The sequence below is a fragment of the Pseudomonas costantinii genome (assembly GCF_001870435.1).
In the GTDB taxonomy this organism is placed as follows: domain Bacteria; phylum Pseudomonadota; class Gammaproteobacteria; order Pseudomonadales; family Pseudomonadaceae; genus Aquipseudomonas; species Aquipseudomonas costantinii.
The window spans coordinates 67,078-87,658 of sequence record NZ_MDDR01000052.1; the positions used below are offsets into that span (position 1 = coordinate 67,078).

The 20,581-nt window shown below is 59.7% G+C and carries 5 protein-coding genes; 3 read left to right on the plus strand and 2 right to left on the minus strand.

Features of this window, described 5'->3' with window-relative positions:
* Positions 1-27: 27 nt before the first annotated feature.
* Positions 28-12,438, minus strand: coding sequence for a two-partner secretion domain-containing protein (locus tag BFL40_RS27235; protein ID WP_071486838.1), 12,411 nt, complete (start codon positions 12,436-12,438; stop codon positions 28-30).
* Between the two features lie 33 nt (positions 12,439-12,471).
* Positions 12,472-14,193, minus strand: a complete 1,722-nt coding sequence (locus BFL40_RS27240; RefSeq protein ID WP_071486839.1) for a ShlB/FhaC/HecB family hemolysin secretion/activation protein — start codon at positions 14,191-14,193, stop codon at positions 12,472-12,474.
* Between the two features lie 399 nt (positions 14,194-14,592).
* Between BFL40_RS27240 and mexE the strand changes: the two genes are divergently transcribed.
* Genes mexE through BFL40_RS27255 form a run of 3 tightly spaced genes read left to right on the plus strand, consistent with a single transcriptional unit; the run spans position 14,593 to position 20,441 of the window.
* Complete coding sequence (gene mexE / locus BFL40_RS27245; protein ID WP_071486840.1) at positions 14,593-15,834, plus strand: multidrug efflux RND transporter periplasmic adaptor subunit MexE; 1,242 nt, start codon at positions 14,593-14,595, stop codon at positions 15,832-15,834.
* A gap of 15 nt (positions 15,835-15,849) precedes the next feature.
* Complete coding sequence (locus tag BFL40_RS27250) at positions 15,850-19,029, plus strand: efflux RND transporter permease subunit (protein ID WP_071486841.1); 3,180 nt, start codon at positions 15,850-15,852, stop codon at positions 19,027-19,029.
* Complete coding sequence (locus tag BFL40_RS27255) at positions 19,026-20,441, plus strand: efflux transporter outer membrane subunit (RefSeq protein ID WP_071486842.1); 1,416 nt, start codon at positions 19,026-19,028, stop codon at positions 20,439-20,441. Before BFL40_RS27250 ends, BFL40_RS27255 begins: the two co-directional genes overlap by 4 nt.
* Positions 20,442-20,581 lie beyond the last annotated feature (140 nt).

Genomic DNA, 20,581 nt, shown 5'->3' on the forward strand with positions numbered 1-20,581 from the left:
ACTCTCTGTCGCTCATCCATATCAAACCTACTTCGGGATAAATAAATTTTCTGGCAGCCCGGAGTTACTACTCAACGATGCTGGCGGCTTGTAATGCCCAGAACTATTAGTCCACTGACTTATTGTTCCTCGACTTGGACCATCATTATTCCCAAAGCGTATAGAACCTGCATATTTGACGTCCCCTCCACCGCTAAGTCCAAGGTGAGTCGAAAAAGCCTCATTAACATTTGGTCTACTGACTCGAACTGCTCCATCAGGCATTGTTACAAAATCATATGATCCTGATGGCGTTATCTTGCTGCCACCTGGAGTTTGCAACCAGTAACGACCAGATGAGTCTTGAACAAGAGTCCTTATTGGTCGCTGCGCAATAGCAGGGTCATTTGGGAAAACATTAGTTAACGTACCACGTTCAGTAAGATTCGGAACAGCGCCAGGTCCTTTTGCACCTTGTAAATATTTTATCGCCTTTTCCAGCTGCGCCAACCCTGCTGGATCAGTATCTCCCGGCAACCGAGGCCTAGACTCGACTCTACCACCACCGGCCCCACCGCCGCTTATCAAGGCTAGCCGGTCCATCGAAGGACCCCAGTCTGCAATCTGCTTGGCCAAATGTTCTGCAGCCGCTACAGATCGATCCACCAACTCAGTTTTGTAACTCTCACAAACCTGTGTCTGGCACTGCATTGCCATCAGGTCATCCAACGCGACAATAATTCCAGGCAGCTTGTCTTTAGCGAGGAGAGAACTGGTGATGCCCATCGCGTACTCGGTTTTGTACAGGCTTTCCTCGTTAAACCGCTCGTTGTCCCATTTGTTCTTCTGACATGCTTCGTCGGTACCGCAGCTCTTCATCCCGGAGGCAAACGCCTTAATGTCCGACTGCTCCAGATAATTGTAAACGGTACCTTGCTGCGCAACCCACCCAGCAACCTCTTGGTCCTTACTGCTGCCACCAACTCCTGCTGCGACCGTCATCCCGATCAACTGTGAGGTCAACGCTAATACGCGCTCATGAGCCTCCCCAGGAAATATCTCCGCCCCAAAAGTCTGTATCAACGCTTTATTCGCGCCGGCTGCAATAGCACCAGAGGCAAAATCCCCCCCTGCCGCTTCTGCGATCAGCCCTCCGACAATCGCATGCACCGCCACTTTTGTGGAAAGACCAGAACCACTGAGCTCGGTACCCACACGCTCGTAAATCATTCCAGAGAGAAGACTGGCCGTAAGATCAATCGCAGCCTGACCAATGTTTTTAGTAAAACTGCCACCATTCGCGACAGTTCGCAGCGCCGAATTGACCGCCAACTGCCTGCCAAGGTCGGATGTGGTGAGTTCACCGGTAACTCCGGCGAACTTCGCGATAGCACCGCTGGCCCCCGCGATTGCATAGCCTTTCAGGCTTTCACCAGACGTCACGTCCTTGGCGATAGCACCTAAGTTTCCTTTGTTATTGATCGTGCTTGTCGCGCCTTTTATGGCTACAGCGGTATATACCGAGTTTGCGGCGAGACCTGTCGTCGTCGTCGAGGCAGCTCCCACGAGCCCCGCACCGAGCCCCCAAGTGAAATAAGTGACAATGATGGCGATGACCAATGCCGCACCACCACCCAAACTTGAATTGCTGTATTTAAAGCTATCGTGAACCTCTTGGACCTGGCGCCAATCCACATCTCCGCGCTTCTCGGCTTCTTTCAACCAAGCCAGTTGCGGGTCGGCTTTTACCATCACCTCGATGGTTTGGCTTACGGTGTGCTGGTCGATCTTCTTGATATCAATCTTCAAACCGTCGACGGCTTTAATCACGATGCTACCTTCCGCAATCATCTGCGTCTGACGCAACGTCTCGTCGGTGTTACCTTTACCTTTGGAGCTCGTCCAGACTAGGCTGTTCTTACTCTTCTCATGACTCTCCTGATGCAGGTCCTTAACCGCCTCAAACGTCACCGCCCCACCACTGACAATCGCAATATCCTTGCCACTCTCGAGCTTGGCGCCTTGGTACAGCTGGTCCCCACCGCTTTGCAGGGTCTGATTACCGCCACTAGTAATTTGGCTGCCGACGTTCGTGACCTGAGTCACTTCATCCCGTTGGGTTTCTTTACTCCCCCAACTGCCCTTCTTCTTCATGTCATACAGCGAGTAATCGCTGTCTTGAGCAGACAACAAACCCAGCTTGCCGCCCGCCACCAAATACGCCTCATCCCCCGCCGTCACGCGGCTGGCACTCAGAACCAAGTCTTTCCCAGCACCGAGCGCCACATCCCCGCCGGCCTTCACCGTGGTAGACACCTGACTCACATGATCTTCCTGCGCCTTAACCTTCTTCAAATCCAACGCCGAATGCTGCTCATCCGCCGCCGAAGCCAAAGTTAGGTTCTCAGTCGCCGACATGGCCACATCACGCTTGGCCTCGATCTGGCTGGCAATCGCCGTCAAATCCCGACCGGCCACTGCCGACAGGTCTCGACCTGCCGTCACTGAAGAGCCGTTCTGGGTCACCGAGCTGCTGTTGTTGTGAGCGCTGATATTGGGGGTGCTGTTGACCTGCTCCACGGACCCGAACTCAAGGTCTCGCCCGGCCTGGATCGTGGTGTCGCGCCCGCTTTGCAGCGCGCTGCCCTGGTTGGAGAAGTCCCGCCCGGCCTTGAGGCTCAGGTCGTTGGCAGCTTCAATGCGGGCGGCGTTGTCGATAAAGTCGGTGCGCTCAGAGATGACCCCGTCACTGCTCTCGTGACGGGTCACACTCCGCTCGTTGATCACATCCCCATTCACGGCGGTCAACGTGACATCCCGCCCTGTGATAATCCCACCCGCCTTGTTGACGATAGTGTTGCCCGCCAGCAGGTCGAGGCGATTACCGGCCTCGATCAACCCACTGTTCACCAGGTCATTACCGGCCTTGGCCGACAAGTTGTTACTGGCCCGCAAGGTGCCGACGTTGTTCAAGTCCTGACCCGCAATCAGGCTGATGTCATTCCCCGCAATCAACGCGCCGGTTGGCGCCAGACGGTTGTTGGCGTTTGCCAGGTAAAGCACCGGAACTAGTACTTCCTCGCCATTCACCAGGCTTTTTTCCAGCCAGACGATATCGTGGGTCAGGGCCGTGACTTGCTCGGAACTCAGGCTCACACCCACCGCAAGGTTCAGTTCCTGCTTGCTGGCGATGGCGTTGTCCATCAGGTGTTTGAACAGTTTTTCATCGGTGGTTTGCCCATCGATAAAACGCTGGCCGGTACGCGCGACGACCGCTTGCTGGATCAGGCGCTGCTCATAAAAACCGTCGCCCAAGCGCTTGGCGCTGTCGTCCGGGTTGTAGCCCAGGCCGGACAGCAGGTAATCCGAGCTCATGAACTGCTTCAGGTCGGTGAGTGCCGGGTTGGTTTCGATCAGGTATTTGTGCGGTTGCGACGCGCCGGTATTGTTGGGCAGACCCAGCACGCGATTGATCGCCTGGGTGTTCCCGGGTGTCGAAACCAGCCCCTCGGGCGTGGTGGTGACCACGCGTGCATCACGCTCCACCAGAGCCGGAAGATTTCCCTCTGGGCGCGAAGTGTCGACGGCGGGTTGAGGATTGCCGGTCGGATTCTGCGGCGTTATATCGCCACTGGCTGTGCGGCCGGGCTGCAACACGCCTGCCTCTGCGCTGCTTACACCGCTAGCGTTAACAGTACGGGCACTGGCATCGATGCCATTGGCGGTGCGTGCTGCGACCGACAGCTCGCGGGTGCTCGCAGACACCTGAGCGACGTCACCCAACTGAATCGTCCGCGCCTGGTTCTCGGGAAGGCTCTGTTGGCGTTGCGCCAAGTCGACGCTCGCGCCACCCAACGTCCAGCTCTGCGGACCGACATTGCCCTGGGTCGCTTGACCCTCGCTGGCGCCCTGCCCGCTCAGGCGGAACAAACCGTTCTGCCCTGTAGGCAGGCTAAAACCTGGCAAGCCTATCGGGTTGACTTGCTGGTGAGCCAAGTTCGGTGGCAGTTGTGCATTGATAGAGATCGCGGTGGAGAAGCCGCTGCCTGCGCCGGTTTGCTCCTTGGTACGGCCTGCCGCCACGTAGGCGTAGAAGGGGCGAATCACGCTGTTGTTGATGTTCTTGGCCGCGTTGAGCGCGACGTTGCCCCCTGCCTGGATCACTGCGTCGTAAGACGAACCTTCTGAGTTAGTGGTGGTAGAGGTTCGCGAAAGCTGTCCTCCCCACATCATTGCGAGGGCGGAGGCCAGCTCGGCGTCGACGTTCGCCGAGGGTGTCGTAGCGTTCCGAGCATTGAAGTTGGCAACACGGGCGCGGGCCTCGGTGAACTCATTGACGAAGCTCAAAAAGGTGCGGGTCGTCTTTATCTCTTGTGCCTGTACACCCTGGTTATTAATGGTGGTGGCATTCGCCGTCAGGTTGCCTGTGGCGGCGATGGTACTGCTCTGGTTGTTGAGTGTCTGGGCGTTGATCTGCATATCAGCGCCACTGCTCAGTGTAGAAACACCCGTGCTTTGAGTGATCGCTAATCGATCGATCTCATCAACTTGCCATAGACCATTGCGACGGTCAGCCCCCCGATAATCACAACCGAAAGTTTGGATTTGGCCACAGGGAAGTTCGGTGATTTTTACCGAGGCTTTTTCATGGACCGAATACTCCAGCACATCCCGCACGTTGTTGACGGTCATGGCGTTGATCGTCAGGTTCTTCACGCTCTCGATAGAGCCGGAGCGGTTATCCAGCAAATCCGCTTTGCCTTGGTTCGGGTCCTTGGCAATCAGTACATCGCCCAGGCCATAGACGTCGGCGTAAGCGTTGGTGAAGCTTGCGGCCAACAGCTGCATGTCACCACCACTGCTGATCAACCCGTGGTTGTTGACTAACGTATTGGCGGTGAGTGTCAGGTTGGCGCCTGTCGCCAGCGTGCCGGTGTTGTTTACATCGCCGGCAGTCAACGACATGTTGCCCGCCGCGGTCAGACGACCGGCGTTATTGAGCTTACCGCCCACCGTGAGCGTACTGTCCTGCCCGCTGGCCACACTGGCCGTGCTGCTCAGGTTCACTTGCGCGGCACTCAAGCCAAGGTTGCCAAGACTGCTGTAGCGCCCGTTCCCGCCATAGTTGCCGGTCAGCGCCAAATTGGCCGTGCCATCACTGGCGATCAACCCGTCATTGTTCCAGTTGCCACCGGTGCCCAGCAGGCGGTCAGACGCCAGCAACTGCCCGCCGGCGGTTTGATTCAGGGTGTTGACGTTCACCGTCAAGCGCCCGGCCTGGATCACGCTGCTGTTGGTCCAGCTATCCGCCGCCAGGGTCAGGCCGCCACGGGTCACCACATTGCCGCCCGCATCGATAAGGTTCGATGTGGCGATATCGAAGGTGCCGGTCCCCGCGTGCAGCAAGCTGCCGCCCTGGTTCTGGAAGCCGCTCACATTCAGGGTCAGGTCGGTGTTGGAGGTTTCCAGTCGGCCATTGCGGTTATCAAACGCACCACCGAGTTGGAAGTTGGTTTTGCCACCACTGCCCAACGCCCGCAGTTGCCCGCCTTGGTTATCGAGGCTGCCGGCGGCTACGCTCAGGGTGCTATCGCTTTCAATCACCCCACTGCGGTTGGTCAGCGCACCACTGGCGCTCAGATCAATCGCACCACCGGCAATCTGCCCGGCGCTGTTATCCAAACGCTGCCCGGCCACCCGCACCAAACCCTTGGCATATAAACCACCGTTGGCGTTGGCGAAGTCATTGGCGTTGACCACCGCATCGCCGGTCTGCGCAACGATGCGACCGTTCTGGTTATCGACGCGGTTGGCGACCAGGTTCAGGCCTTGGGCCTGGATGATGCCGCCTTGGTTATTCAAACCACCGGCCAACCGGGCATCCAGCAACCCTTTGAGGCTGGCCAAAGTGCCGCCCTGGTTATCGACATCGCCGCTGATGCCCAGGCCCAGGCCTGTCTGGCCCTGCACCTTGCCCTTGGCATTGTTCAGGCCTGCCGTGTTCAACTGCACGTCGGCGTCCTGGCTGTAGATCAGGCCGTCCGTGTGGTTTTGCACGACGCCGCCGGAGGTGATCGCCACCCGTTCCTTACCGGCGATGGTGCCGCGTTCACTGTTGTTCAGGCCGCCTGTGAACAGGGTCAACAGGCCTTGGCTGATGATCTTGCCGTCAGCGTCGTTGTAGACCTGGTTGGCCCGTTGCAACAACAACGGCCCGGTGCTGGCGATTTTGCCGCCGCTGTTGTTGAGGTTGCCGAGCAGGTCGAGGGTCACCCCGCCGTTGCTGAGCAGGCTGCCGCCGTTGTTGGTCAGGTCGGTGCCGGTGAAGGTGAAGGCTTGTTGCGCGTTGATAGTGCCCTGGTTGGCCAGAGTGGCGGCTTGCACGTCCAGCGCGGCGCCGCTTTCGATCAAACTGCCGTCGCCGTTCACCAAGGCGCCGGCCACCGCCAGGTGCTGCCCGGCGCCGCTGGAGAGTACGCCATTGCCACGGTTATCGAGGCTGGCGGCGCTGACGTCCAAACGCCCTTGGCTGACCAGTGCGCCCTCTGAGTTGTTTTGCAACGCGCCGCTCAGGCGCACATCGACCGCGCCGTTGCGGCTCGACAGCGTACCGTTGTTGCGGTTGTCGAGACTGTCACCATTGACGTTCAGGCCTTGCCATCCCGACATCAAACCCTTCGCGCTGTTATTCAGGCTGCCCGCGTTGAGGGTCAGCGTCTGGCTGCTGATCAGCTTGCCCGCGCTGTTGTCCAGACTCCGCGCCGTCAGGGAGAAACTTTGCTGGCTGGAGATTTCACCGCCCTGGTTGTTGAGGTCGCGCAGGTTCTTCAGGGTCAGCGAGCCGTTGGCGAGGAGCAAGCCGTTACGGTTATCCAAATCGCTGTTGTTGAGATCGAGGGTCACACCCTGCTCGCCGACAATCTGGCCGCCCGACAACGTCAAGGCATTGAGACCGACGGCCATCGCACCTTTGGCCGAAACTTTGCCGCCGCTGCCGGTATTGAGGTGGGTAGCGGTCAGGCCCAAGGTGCCCTGACTATTGATCAAGCCGCCCGCAGTGTTATCCAGGGCCATGGCGTTGAGGATGACGGCGGCGCCGAGCAGACTGCCGTTTTGGTTATTCACGTCATTGCTTTGTACGGTCAGTGCTTGAGCCGCGCTGATCAAGCCCTGGCCGCTGTTGTTCAGCAGGCCGTCGCTGGTCAGTTGCAGATCATCGCGACTGGTCAAGGTGCCGCCATGGTTGTCCACGGCGGCTGCACGGGCATTGAGGCTGGCGCCGCCGATCAGGCCTTTAACGTTAGTCAGCGCCTGGTTGATACGCAGGGTCAGGCCCTGGTTGCTCAGCAGTTTGCCATTGCTGTTGTCGAGGGTTTGTGCAGCCAGGGTGAAGGCTTGGCCGCTGGAAATTTCGCCGTTCTGGTTGGTGACAGTGCTGAGGTTATTGAGCTGCAACGGGCCAACGGCATTGATCAAGCCGCCCTGGTTATTCAATTGGCCGTTATTCAGGTCCAGGCTCAAGCCGGCGTTGCTGAACAGCTTGCCACCTTGCTGGTCCAGGCCGGTGACGCTAGCCGTCATCGACTTGTCGCTGCCGATGCTGCCGCCGTTGTTCAACTGCGCGGTGGTCAACGCCAGGGTGTCGCCACTGTTGAGGCGTCCGCCCTGATTATTCAGCAAGCCCGTGGTGACCGAGACCGGGCCTTTACCGCTAAGGGTGCCTTGCTGGTTGCCCAGGCTGGCACTGCGCAGCGCCAGCTTGCCATCGGTTACCAACTTGCCGTTTTGGTTATTCAGCGTATCGCTGACGGTAACGTTCAAGCCTTGGGCGCTGGAAAGGCTGCCCTTGCTGTTGTTGAGGGTGCGCGCTTTGACGTCCAGCGTGTCTTCACTGCTCAGCAGACCTTGGCTGTTGTCAAGATCGCCCGTCAGTTCCAGCACCAACGGTTGTTGGCTGAGCAGCTTGCCGCCGTTGTTGTCTAGCGAAGTGCCGGTCAGGGTCAGGCGCTGGCCGTTGAGCTCACCGAGGGTGCGGTTGATAACGTGGTCAACGGTGAGGCTCAAGCTACGACCTGCGAACACCACACCTTTGTCGCTGTTGTTCAATTGCTGGCCGCTGAGGGTGACATCGGCATTGCCGGTCAGCTCGCCCGCGCGGTTGTCGACCGTTCCCACGTCGAGTTTCAGCGCTTTTGTTGCGCCTACCAGACCGTTGCGGTTATCCAGGCTGGCACCGCGCAGGTGCAGCCCATCGGTGCTGATCAGCTTGCCGTTCCGGTTATCGACGCGCTCCTCGTTAACGGTGACCTGGGCTTTGCCAGCGATCTCACCACCACGGTTATCGAGGGCCGCGCCTGTCAGCAGCAAGGCGCCGTCGGCAATCAGGCTACCGCGCTGGTTATCCAACAGTTCGGTGGCGCTGATCGTGACATCGCCTCGGCCGCTGAGCAGGCCATCGGTGTTGTCCAGGCGGGTGCTGCGGGTGTTGAGGTTCGCGGCGTTGATATGGCCTTTGACGTTGGCCAAGACCTGATCAACGCGCAAAGTCAGCGCCTGATTACTGATCAACTTGCCGTTGCTGTTATCAAGGTTTTTCGCAGCCAGGGTAAAGGCATTCTGGCTGGAGATTTCGCCGTGCTGGTTGTCGATGCCGGCAAGGTTGTTCAACACCAGAGTCGGCGCGTTGATCAAACCGGCATTGATCAACTCACCGTTGTGCAGGTCCAGGCTCAGTTGCGTGGTGCTCACCAGCTCGGCACCGCCCAACTGCGTGAGGCCGGTGAGGTTGGCGTTCAGGCTGCCAACGCTGCCGATATGCCCACTGTTGTTGAGTTGGGTGGCCGTAAGGTCGAGGCTGTCGGCACTGATTACGCGGCCGCCGAGACCGTTGTTGAGCAACCCGGTAGTCACGGTCGCGGCGCCCTGGCTTTTGAGCAGGCCTTGAGTGTTATCGAGGCTGGCGCTGGTCAGCTTGAGACCTTGCGCGCTCTCGACGGTACCGCCCAAGTTGAGCAGGTCCGTGGTGCTGGAGAGGGTCAGCGGACCGGCGCTGGACATGCTGCCGCCGGTGTTATCAAGGCGCTGGCCCGCCAGCACCATCGACCCTTCGCTGCTGAGCTTGCCACGGGTGTTGTCCAGTCCCGCCGCCAGTTGCAGCGCCAGGGAGTGCTTGGCGCTTACGGTGCCTTCGGTGTTATCCAGACGGGTGCCGGTAAAGCCGACGTCCTGGGCGAAGACCAAGCCTTTGGCCTGGTTGATTACTTCGGCCATCGCCAACTCCAGCGCGGTGCCCGCCAACAGTTTGCCGCCGCTGTTGTCGAGGCGCTGGCCGCTAAGCGTGATGCTTTGCTGGCTGGAGATTTCTCCGGCGCGGTTGTCGACGTTGTTGACCTTGAGTTTTAGCGCTTTTGTCGCGGCAAGCAGACCGCCGTCACGGTTATCCAGGCTGTCGGCGTTGAGGGTCAGATTACCCTGGGCCACCAGTTGACCACCCTGCTGGGTCAGGATGCCGACGGTGGCGTCCAGATCGTCCTGGCTGGCCATGCGGCCCTTGGCGTTATTGACAGTGTCCATGTTCAGACGCACCGGGCCGATGGCGCTGACCAAACCGTTCTGGTTGCTCAACGATTGGCCGGTGATCGCCAGCGCCTGCTTGCTGTTGAGTACGCCTTCACGGTTGTCCAATTGGCCAACGTGCAAGTTCAGGTCCTGGTTGGCACGCACTGCGCCGCCACGGTTGTCCAGACTGGCGCTGCGCAGAGTCAGCACGTTCTGCCCGGACAGGCGACCGGCGCGGTTGTCCACGCTACCCGCCTGAATATCGATCACGCCCTTGGCTAACACGCTGCCTTTGGCTTGGTTGTCCAACAGGCCGTCGACCTTCACCGTCAGGTCGCCATCGCTCACCAGGCTGCCGGACTGGCTGTTATCCAGGCTGCCCGAGGTGACGTTCAAACGCTGGCCAGCGCCCAAGGTGCCGCCTTGGTTGATCAGCGTCTGATCGATCTTGAGGGTCAGCGCCTGATCGCTGAGTAACTGGCCATTGCTGTTATCCAGGCTTTGCGCGGCCAGCGTGAAGGCATGTTCGCTGGAGATTTCGCCGTGCTGGTTGGCGACCGTGGACAGGTTCTTGAGGAGCAGTTGACCCGGCGCATGGATCAGGCCACCGGCGTTGTTGAGGTGGCCCTGATTCATGTCCAGGGTCAGGTCGCTGGTGCTGTAAAGCTCGCCGCCGTTGCGTTGATCGAGGCCGGCGATGCTGGCGGTCAAGGCCTTGTTACTGGCGATGCGGCCGTCAAAACGGTTATCCACCTGCCCTGCCGTCAGGTCCAGGCGATCGGCACTGGTCAGGCGACCACTGTTCTGGTTATTCAACGCGCCAGTGGTGACGCGCACGGCGCCGTCGCCGATCAGTTTGCCGCCACTGTTGTCGAGGCTGGCGCTGTTCAAGGTCAGCGCCATCGCGCTGAGCAACTCACCGTTGCGGTTGCTGAGTGCACCGGTGGTGGTCAACAACTGTGCTGCGCCGCTGCTGACGCGGCCACCATCGTTGTTCAGCGTGACGGCTTGCAACGTCAGGTTGGCATCGCCACGCACGGTGCCTTGTCTGTTATCCAAGTGATCAAGGGCCAGTTGCAGCGCACCATTAGCGAGTAGACGCCCGCCGTTGCTATTGTCGAACTGGCTGCCAATAAGGGACAAGTCGTTGACGCTGGAGACCTCGCCCCCTTGGTTGTCGAGTTGGCCGATGTTCAGGCTCAGACGCTGGCCACTGATAACGCGGCCACCCCGGTTGATCGCGATACCGGCGTTAGTGACAGTCAGCAAGGTATCGCCCTGCAGCAGGCCTTTGCTGTTGTCCAGCGTCAGGCTGCTCAACGTGCTGGTCGCGCCGACAATTTTGCCTTGGCGATTGTCCAGTGCAGTGGCAACAACCACCTTCACGTCATCGCGAACTTTAAGCTCGCCTTCGGTGTTGACCAGGCTGTTGGCCCGCAGGTCCAAACCGGTGGCGGCAATCAAGCCCTTGGTATTATCCAGCGCCTGGGCGATACGTACTCGTGCCCCTTGTTCACTGAGCAATTTGCCGCTGCGGTTGTCGAGGTTTTCAGCGGTGAAATCCAGCGCTTGGGCACTGGAGATTTCCCCGCTCTGGTTATCGACACGGCCCTGGCTGCTCAGTTGCAACGCACCCGACGCATGCATCAAACCGCCCTGGTTCACCAGCTCGCCGGTGTTGATGCTGAGGTCGCGACTGGCAATTACGGTCTTGCCAGCGTTCTCGATGGCTTGTGCTTTTAAGTGCACATCACCTTGGCTGTTGCGGCTGTTATCCGCATTGACGCCTGCTTCGATAATCCCGCTGTTGGTCAACCGCCCACCGCTGTCCAGCGTAATGGTGTTCTTGGCCGCGAGGGCTTGTCGGTTGGTCAATGCACCTTGGGTCTTGACCGCCAAATCGGAACCGGCGTAGACCGCACCTTGCGCCTCCACACTGGCTGCCTTGACCGCGACTGAAGCACCGGCCGAGGTCTGGCCCATGACCACATTGCCAGCGGCGTCAATCTGGATATCACCTCCGGCAACCATGTCCCCCGACAACCGCACGCCGACACCGGCCTCAGTGCCGACCAGCTTGACGGCTCCCACATACATCCCGCCCAGCGCCGATGAGTCGATCGCCAGCTCCGGCGCCTGGCTACCATCAGACGCCCGTGCCGTGGCATTTAGGGTGCGCGCATCCACATCGTTGCGACCGGCGACGATGGTGAGTTTTTTCGCCTGGATCTGCGCATTGATGGTGGTGGCGCGGGTGATGATTTCGAACTGGTCGACGTTGGTTGCATTCAGACCGGCGCCTTCAATGGCGACGCTGCCTTGGTCGACTTGGTAGCGGTTGATCTGGCCGTTTTCGATCACCGCCTTGCCGGTGGTCAACGTCGCTTGCGGGGTGTTGATGAAGCCGCAACCGTTGCAACTGATGCCGTACGGGTTGGCGACGATCACATGGGCCGACTGCCCCGCCACTTCGGTGTAGCCGCGCAACTGGCTGGGGCTGCCGCCGTTGACCTCGTTGAGAATGATGTTGGCGGCAGTGCCGTTGAAGTTCGGGTTGCCGACGATGATGCCGCCCAATTGAGTGGACTGGGTGCGGTCGGTGGCATTGTTGAGGATGACCCCGTTGGCGCCGACGTTGTAGTCATGAAATTGGTTGTGCGACAGCCCGTTGGCGTTCGGTGCGGCGATGTTGACGATCGGTACGCCGTTGCCCGCTTGGCCGAGCGTCGTTCCCGGCGCACTCACCACAATGCCGTCCGCCTGGGCCAGCAACGGTTGCCAGAACATCGCATTGGCCAAGATCAGCGCTAACCCACGCTTGGGCAGGCCAAGGAAGGTGGAACGGTTTTTCAGGGCCGCAGAAGGTTGGCGCGCGAGGAAGGCGAACTGGCGAACATCCATGTGTTGTCTCGATGCCCTAGGGCGGTAATCACATTAAAGGAAAAAATCCAGGCGGAAATAGATCGGTGCTTCACGTTCCGTGATCGGGTCCGGTCGTTCCAAAGAGTGTGCAAAGGTCACCGTGGCCGCGACGTTCTTGCCGCGGGCAAACAGCTCCACCGAATTACTGCTCATGCGCCCATGCTGCTCGGCGTTGTAGCGGTCATGGCTGATCACGCCCCTGTCATAACCGAGACTGGTGCCGTACTCAGCAAACACCGGTTGCATCCAGGCCCAGGTCACCGGGCGGCTCCAGCGCAAGTCGTTGCGCCAGTAACCGCCGCTGTCGCCGGCGAGCATCTGGTCCTTGTAGCCACGAATCGACGACTGCCCGCCCAGGCTCATGCGCTGCGGGCTGAACAGCACGTCTTCACTGTGCTGGCCGGTCATCAAGCTGCTGAAACTGAGGGACTCGCCCCACAACTTGAACGGGTACTGGTAGCTCACCGTGGCCGTGTATTTGCGGTAGCGCGCATCGGCCTGGCCCGGGCCTGGGTGATGATTGGCCTGGGCGTCGAACGCACCGATGCCGTCTTGCATACCCAGGTCGATGTTGAGGAATGACCCGCCAATCCGTCGCCCGTGGTTGATGCCGAATTGGGCTTCGCTGAGGCGGTTGCTGCTGAGTGCGAGCTTGCTGTCTTCGATGAAGTTGTTGGTGCGCAGGTAAGCCACCCCGGTGCTCAGGGAGGTTTTGCTCAGGGCGTCTCGGTGGATCACCCGCTCCAGGCGCAATTGGTAGTTTTGGCTGTCGCCGGTCTGCTTGAAATTGAACCCGTTGGCCTGGGCCTGGGAGCGATACTCGCTTTCGTTGTAGCTGTACGTGAGGGTCCACCAGCCGAAAGGCAGGCTGTAATTGAGCATCGAGTTGCGTGAGGTTTTCTGGTGATCGCTGACTGCATCGTGGCCACCACGCAGCGAGAGTTGGTCGGTCAGGCCCAGCGGATTATCCCAATCCAGACTGGCGCCCCACTGCTGCTCGCCGGTGCTTCGCTGGCCGCCGTTGTGGCGCGACAGCCCGACACGCCAAGGTTTTTGCGGAGTGTTTTTGACCAGTACCTCGCTGCCGCCCACAACGTTGCCCGGCGCCAGCTCCATCTGCGCCTGATTCGACGGCAGGCGGTTCAACTGGTCGACCATCTGCTCGATTTCCCGCAGGTTGAGCAAGTCGCCCGGTTTACCCGGAAAGCTCATCGCCAATTGGCGGTCGGTGATGCCGCTGCCCTCAGCACCCTTCAACCCTTCCAGCTTGCCTTCGACCACTTGAATCTTAAGGTTGCCGCTGGAGAGGTCCTGCTGTGGCAGGTAGGCGCGACTGGTCACCAAGCCCTTCGCCAGGTAGAGGTCGGTGATGACCTTGAGCAGTTCGTTGAGCTGCGGCACGCCGAGACATTGGCCGATATAGGGTTTGATCAGGCTGGCGCGCTCGCCTTCGGACAGCGCGTCGGCCCCCGAGAGCTCGATGGTTTTGATCGGGAAGCAGCGTGTGTCGGCGGGTGCTGTTGGCGTGGCAGGGGCTGCGGTTTTACCGGGCAGGTCCTTGAGTTCTTCGATGCGCCGTTGCTGCTCTTCGAGCAGACGGTCCTGGCGATCACGAATCAGATCGGTGATACCCGGCGTGTTCTGCGGGGTAGCGGCTTGCGCCCATCCGGCTGCGCCCAGGCAAAAAAAAACGGACAGCAGGCCAAGCCTGGTCCGGCGTGCAAAACGCCACATTCTTAGATCCCTCTGAAATGGCGTTGTGCCACTATTTTCGGCGATCATATGGTGGCACTTTGATGGCGTCAATTAAATGTACAGCCTTGTATCACAACAAATACACAGCCATTTCCTGCCGGTTTTAGCTATGTCTTTGCATATCAAATAGTTAAACCACATCCCGATTGAAGAACAGCTTGGACAAACCAAAACCAGCGCGGGCGTTCCTTGCAGCCCACGCAATACTCTTTTGTCATCAAGCCCATTGATAGCTCCCTAACGAAACCCCCATGCTAGAGGGCTAATCTCGCGCTTATATCATTCCGAATGATAGTTACCTTTGCTTCATTCGATTCGTGACATAGCACATCGCCGCGCATGATCCGCCCATCTCAAATACATTGGCGGATGCACCTCATGGAACAGTCACTCAAACATTTGCGCTTCCCCCTGGCGATCTTGGCCGTGGTGGTGATGAGCGCATGCGGCAAGACCCCGGATCAAGCGGCCGCCATGCCCCCTGCGAAAATCAGCGTGGCCAAGGTGCTTGAACAACCGGTCAACGAGTGGGATGAATTCACCGGTCGCCTGGAAGCGCCGGAAACCGTGCAGATTCGTCCGCGCGTGTCCGGCCAGATCGACCAGGTGGCCTTCACCGAAGGCGCCTTGGTGAAGAAAGGCGACTTGCTGTTCCAGATCGACCCGCGTCCGTTCCAGGCCGAAGTGCGCCGCCTTGAAGCCCAGTTGCAACAAACCAGAGCCGCCGCCAGCCGTAGCGATAATGAAGCGCAACGTGGCGAACGCCTGCGTCAGAGCAATGCGATCTCAGCCGAACTGGCTGACTCGCGCACCACCGCCGCCCAGGAAGCCCGCGCCGCTGTAGCCGGGATCCAGGCGCAGTTGGACCTGGCCAAGTTGAACCTGAGCTTCACCCGCGTAACGTCGCCGATCAGCGGCCGCGTCAGCCGTGCCGAAATCACTGCCGGTAACCTGGTGACCGCCGACACCACCGCGCTGACCAGCGTGGTTTCCACCGACAAGGTCTACGCCTACTTCGACGCCGACGAGCGTGTGTACCTCAAGTACACCGAGTTGGCCCGTGAAGGCCGCCGTGGCGCGACAACCCCTGTGTACCTGGGCCTGTCCAACGAAACCGGCAACCCGCACCTGGGCCAGATGAACTTCGTCGATAACCAGGTCAACCCGGCCACCGGCACCATCCGTGGTCGCGCTGTGTTTGATAACAGCAAGGGCGAATACACCCCTGGCCTGTATGCCCGCCTGAAGTTGGTCGGCAGCGGCACCTACTCCGCCGTGCTGATCAACGACGAAGCCGTCGGTACCGACCTGGGCAAGAAGTTCGTGCTGGTGATGGACGGCGACAAGCCGGCTTATCGCGCGGTGGAACTGGGGCCGAAGATCGAAGGCTTGCGCATCGTGCGCAGCGGTTTGAACAAGGACGACACCATCGTCGTGAAGGGCTTGCAGCGCATTCGCCCGGGGTCGCCGGTTGCACCGGAAACCATCCCGATGGCCAGCAAGGAAACCCTCGCCGCCTTGGCACAACAACGAGAAGCGCTTGAAGCCAGCAACCTGGAGCAAGTGGCACCGGATAAAGCCGCGCCCAAGCTCGCAGCCGTCGCGACTCCACGCGGTTAAGGGATACAACTCAAGATGAATTTTTCCAAGTTCTTCATTTCGCGGCCGATCTTCGCAGCGGTGCTGTCGCTGTTGATCCTGATCGCCGGTGCGATCTCGCTGTTCCAATTGCCGATCAGCGAATACCCGGAGGTGGTGCCGCCGACCGTCGTGGTACGTGCCAACTTCCCGGGCGCCAACCCTAAAGTCATCGGTGAAACCGTAGCTGCCCCTTTGGAGCAAGCCATCACCGGCGTCGAAAACATGTTGTACATGTCGTCGCAGTCGACCGCTGATGGCAAGCTGACGCTGACCATCACCTTCGCCCTGGGCACCGACCTGGACAACGCGCAGGTGCAAGTGCAAAACCGTGTGACCCGGACTCAGCCAAAACTGCCTGAGGAAGTGACGCGCATCGGTATTACCGTGGACAAGGCCTCCCCCGACCTGACCATGGTGGTGCACTTGACCTCCCCGGATCAGCGCTACGACATGCTTTACCTGTCCAACTACGCCTTGCTTAACATCAAGGATGAGTTGGCGCGCCTGGGCGGCGTGGGTGATGTACAGCTGTTCGGCATGGGCGACTACTCCCTGCGGGTGTGGCTCGATCCAAACAAGACCGCTTCGCGCAACCTGACCGCTACTGATGTGGTCAACGCGATTCGCGAGCAAAACCGTCAAGTGGCCGCCGGTGCCTTGGGTGCGCCGCCTGCACCGAATGCCACCAGCTTCCAGTTGTCGGTGAACACTCAGGGCCGTCTGGTCACTGAAGAAGAGTTCGAGAACATCATCATTCGCTCAGGCGAAAATGGTGAAATCACACGCCTGAAGGACATCGCACGCGTCGAGCTGGGTTCCAGCCAATACGCCCTGCGTTCGTTGCTCAACAACCAACCGGCCGTGGCGATCCCGATCTTCCAGCGCCCAGGTTCCAACGCGATCCAGATCTCCAACGAAGTGCGCGACAAGATGGAGGAGCTGAAAAAGAGCTTCCCGCAAGGGATGGACTACAGCATCGTTTATGACCCCACCATCTTTGTACGTGGCTCCATCGAAGCAGTGGTTCACACCCTGTTCGAAGCACTGATCCTCGTGGTGCTGGTGGTGATCCTGTTCCTGCAAACCTGGCGCGCCTCGATCATTCCATTGGTAGCGGTGCCGGTATCGTTGATCGGTACATTTGCGGTGATGCACCTGTTCGGCTTCTCGCTTAACGCGCTGTCACTGTTCGGTTTGGTACTCGCCATCGGTATCGTGGTGGATGACGCCATCGTGGTGGTGGAGAACGTCGAACGAAACATCGAACTGGGCCTGGAACCGTTCCCGGCCACTGAAAAAGCCATGAGCGAAGTAACTGGGCCGATCATTGCCACGGCGTTGGTGCTGTGTGCGGTGTTCATCCCAGCGGCCTTTATCAGCGGCTTGACCGGGCAGTTCTACAAGCAGTTCGCCTTGACCATTGCGATCTCGACGGTGATCTCGGCCTTCAACTCGCTGACGTTGTCGCCTGCCTTGGCTGCGGTGTTGCTCAAGGGCCACAACGCGCCGAAAGATGGCTTCTCCAAGTTCCTCGACAAGTTGCTGGGTGGCTGGTTGTTCAAACCGTTCAACCGCTTCTTCGAGAAAGCCAGCCATGGTTATGTCGGCACTGTACGCCGGGTGATTCGCGGCAGTGGTATCGCGCTGTTCCTGTACGCCGGCTTGATGGTCCTGACCTGGCTGGGCTTTGCCCACACGCCAACCGGTTTCGTACCGGCCCAGGACAAGCAATACCTGGTGGCCTTCGCGCAATTGCCGGATGCCGCGAGCCTGGATCGCACCGAAGACGTGATCAAGCGCATGTCCGACATTGCCCTGAAACAGCCGGGCGTAGACAGCGCCGTAGCGTTCCCGGGCCTGTCGATCAACGGCTTCACCAACAGCCCGAACAGCGGCATCGTGTTCGTGACCTTGAAGCCGTTCGACGAGCGTAAAGACCCGAGCATGTCCGCCGGCGCGATTGCCGGTGCACTGAACGGCAAGTACAGCAGCATCCAGGAAGCCTACATGGCGATCTTCCCACCGCCGCCGGTACAGGGCCTGGGTACGATCGGTGGGTTCCGCCTGCAAATCGAAGACCGTGGCAACCTGGGTTACGACGAGCTGTACAAAGAAACCCAGAACATCATCACCAAGAGCCATACCACACCTGAGTTGTTCGGCCTGTTCACCAGCTACACGGTCAACGTGCCTCAGGTCGATGCTGCCATCGACCGCGAAAAGGCCAAGACCCACGGCGTGGCGATCAGCGACATCTTCGACACCCTGCAGATCTACCTGGGTTCGTTGTATGCCAACGACTTCAACCGCTTTGGCCGTACTTACCAGGTCAACGTGCAGGCTGAGCAACAGTTCCGCCTGGATGAAGACCAGATCGGCCAGTTGAAAGTGCGTAACAACAAAGGCGAGATGATCCCGCTGGCGACCTTTATCAAGGTCAGCGATACCTCGGGCCCGGACCGCGTGATGCACTACAACGGCTTCATCACCGCAGAAATCAACGGCAACGCTGCACCGGGCTACAGCTCCGGCCAGGCCCAGGCCGCGATTGAAAAGCTGTTGAAAGACGAACTGCCCAACGGCATGACCTACGAGTGGACTGACCTGACTTATCAGCAAATCCTCTCGGGCAACACCGCGCTGTTCGTGTTCCCGCTCTGTGTACTGCTGGCGTTCCTGGTACTGGCCGCCCAATACGAAAGCTGGAGCCTGCCACTGGCGGTGATCCTGATCGTACCGATGACCCTGCTGTCGGCCATCACCGGGGTGATCCTTTCGGGCGGCGACAACAACATCTTCACCCAGATCGGCTTGATCGTACTGGTGGGCCTGGCCTGTAAGAACGCGATTCTGATCGTCGAGTTCGCCAAGGATAAACAGCAGGAAGGCCTCGACCCGCTCGCCGCGGTACTGGAAGCCTGCCGCCTGCGTCTGCGGCCGATCCTGATGACCTCGTTCGCCTTCATCATGGGTGTGGTGCCTCTGGTGTTGTCCAGCGGTGCCGGTGCCGAGATGCGTCATGCCATGGGCGTGGCGGTGTTCTCCGGGATGATCGGGGTGACCTTCTTCGGTCTGTTGCTGACGCCAGTGTTCTACGTACTGATCCGTCGCTATGTGGAGCGCGGTGAAGCGCGCAAAGCGGCCAAGGCCTTGAAGCTGGAGACACAGCAATGAGTGTAAAAGTCTTTCTGCCGAGCTTGCTGGTACTGGCGCTGAGCGCCTGTGCCGTGGGCCCGGACTATAAAACCGAGAAATTGGAGGCGGCCAATATCACGGCCGCCGCCGACACCAAAAGCTACGACCATGCCAAGTACGAAGGCATCTGGTGGCAGCAGTTCGAGGACCCTACCCTCAACCAACTGGTGACCCAGTCGTTGAGCGGTAACCGCGACCTGCGTGTGGCGTTCGCCCGTCTGCGTGCGGCACGCGCCATTCGTGATGACGTGGCCACCGACATCATGCCGGTTGTCACCTCGCGGGCCAGCAGTGATGTGGGCAAAGGCCAGATCCCCGGCCAGACCACCCAACGCGTCAACAGCGAGCGTTATGACCTGGGCCTGGACATGGCCTGGGAAGTGGATTTGTTCGGCCGCATCCGCCGCAACCTGGAAGCCAGCGACGCTGACCAACAAGTCGCCGAAGCCGACCTGTACCAACTGCAAGTCACCATGATTGCCGAGTTGGTGGACGCCTACGGCCAACTGCGCGGCGCTCAGTTGCGCGAACGCATTGCCCTGGACAACCTGAAGAACCAGCAGGAATCGCGCACCATCACCGTCAGCCTGCGTGATGCCGGTGTCGGCGATCAGTTGGATGTGGAACGTGCCGACGCCCGTCTGGCGGCGGTCGAAGCCAGCGTGCCGCAACTGCAAGCTGAGCAAGTGCGCGAGCGTAACCGCATCGCCACCCTCCTCGGCCAGCGCCCCGACAAGCTGACGGTGGACCTGAGTCCGAAAGACTTGCCGGCGATTGCCAAGGCGTTGCCGATCGGTGACCCGGGGCAACTGCTGCAACGTCGTCCGGACATCCTCAGTGCAGAACGCAAACTGGCCGCCGCCACCGCGCGTATCGGCGTGGCCAAGGCCGACCTGTTCCCACGGGTCAGCCTCAGCGGCTTCCTCGGCTTTACCGCCGGGCGCGGCTCGCAAATCGGTTCGGCTGCGGCGAATGCCTGGTCGCTTGGCCCAAGCATTACCTGGGCCGCATTTGACCTGGGCAGCGTGCGCGCTCGTTTGCGCGGCGCGAATGCCGAGGCTGATGGCGCCTTGGCGACGTATGAGCAGCAAGTGTTGCTGGCGCTGGAAGAATCGGAAAATGCCTTCAGTGATTACGGCAAACGCCAACAGCGTCTGGTCTCGCTGATCCGTCAAAGTGAATCCAGCCGCGCCGCTGCCGACCTCGCCGCGATCCGTTATCGCGAAGGCACCGTGGACTTCCTGGTGCTGCTCGACGCCCAACGCGAACGCCTGGCCGCCGAAGACTCCCAGGCCCAGGCCGAAGTGGACTTGTATCGCGGGATTGTCGCGATCTACAAGGCCCTGGGTGGTGGCTGGCAGCCGGACACGGTGGTCGCCAGCAGCAAGTGATGTAAAGAGCTCCTTTGGTTGGTCGCATCCAGCCAATTTTTAGCCCCGCGCCGCATTCGGCCGCGGGGCTTTTTTTTGCCTGGCGTGGCGAGCTTAAAATGCGTGGTGTGCTTCAATCACTCACAGTGAACCAGCAGGTC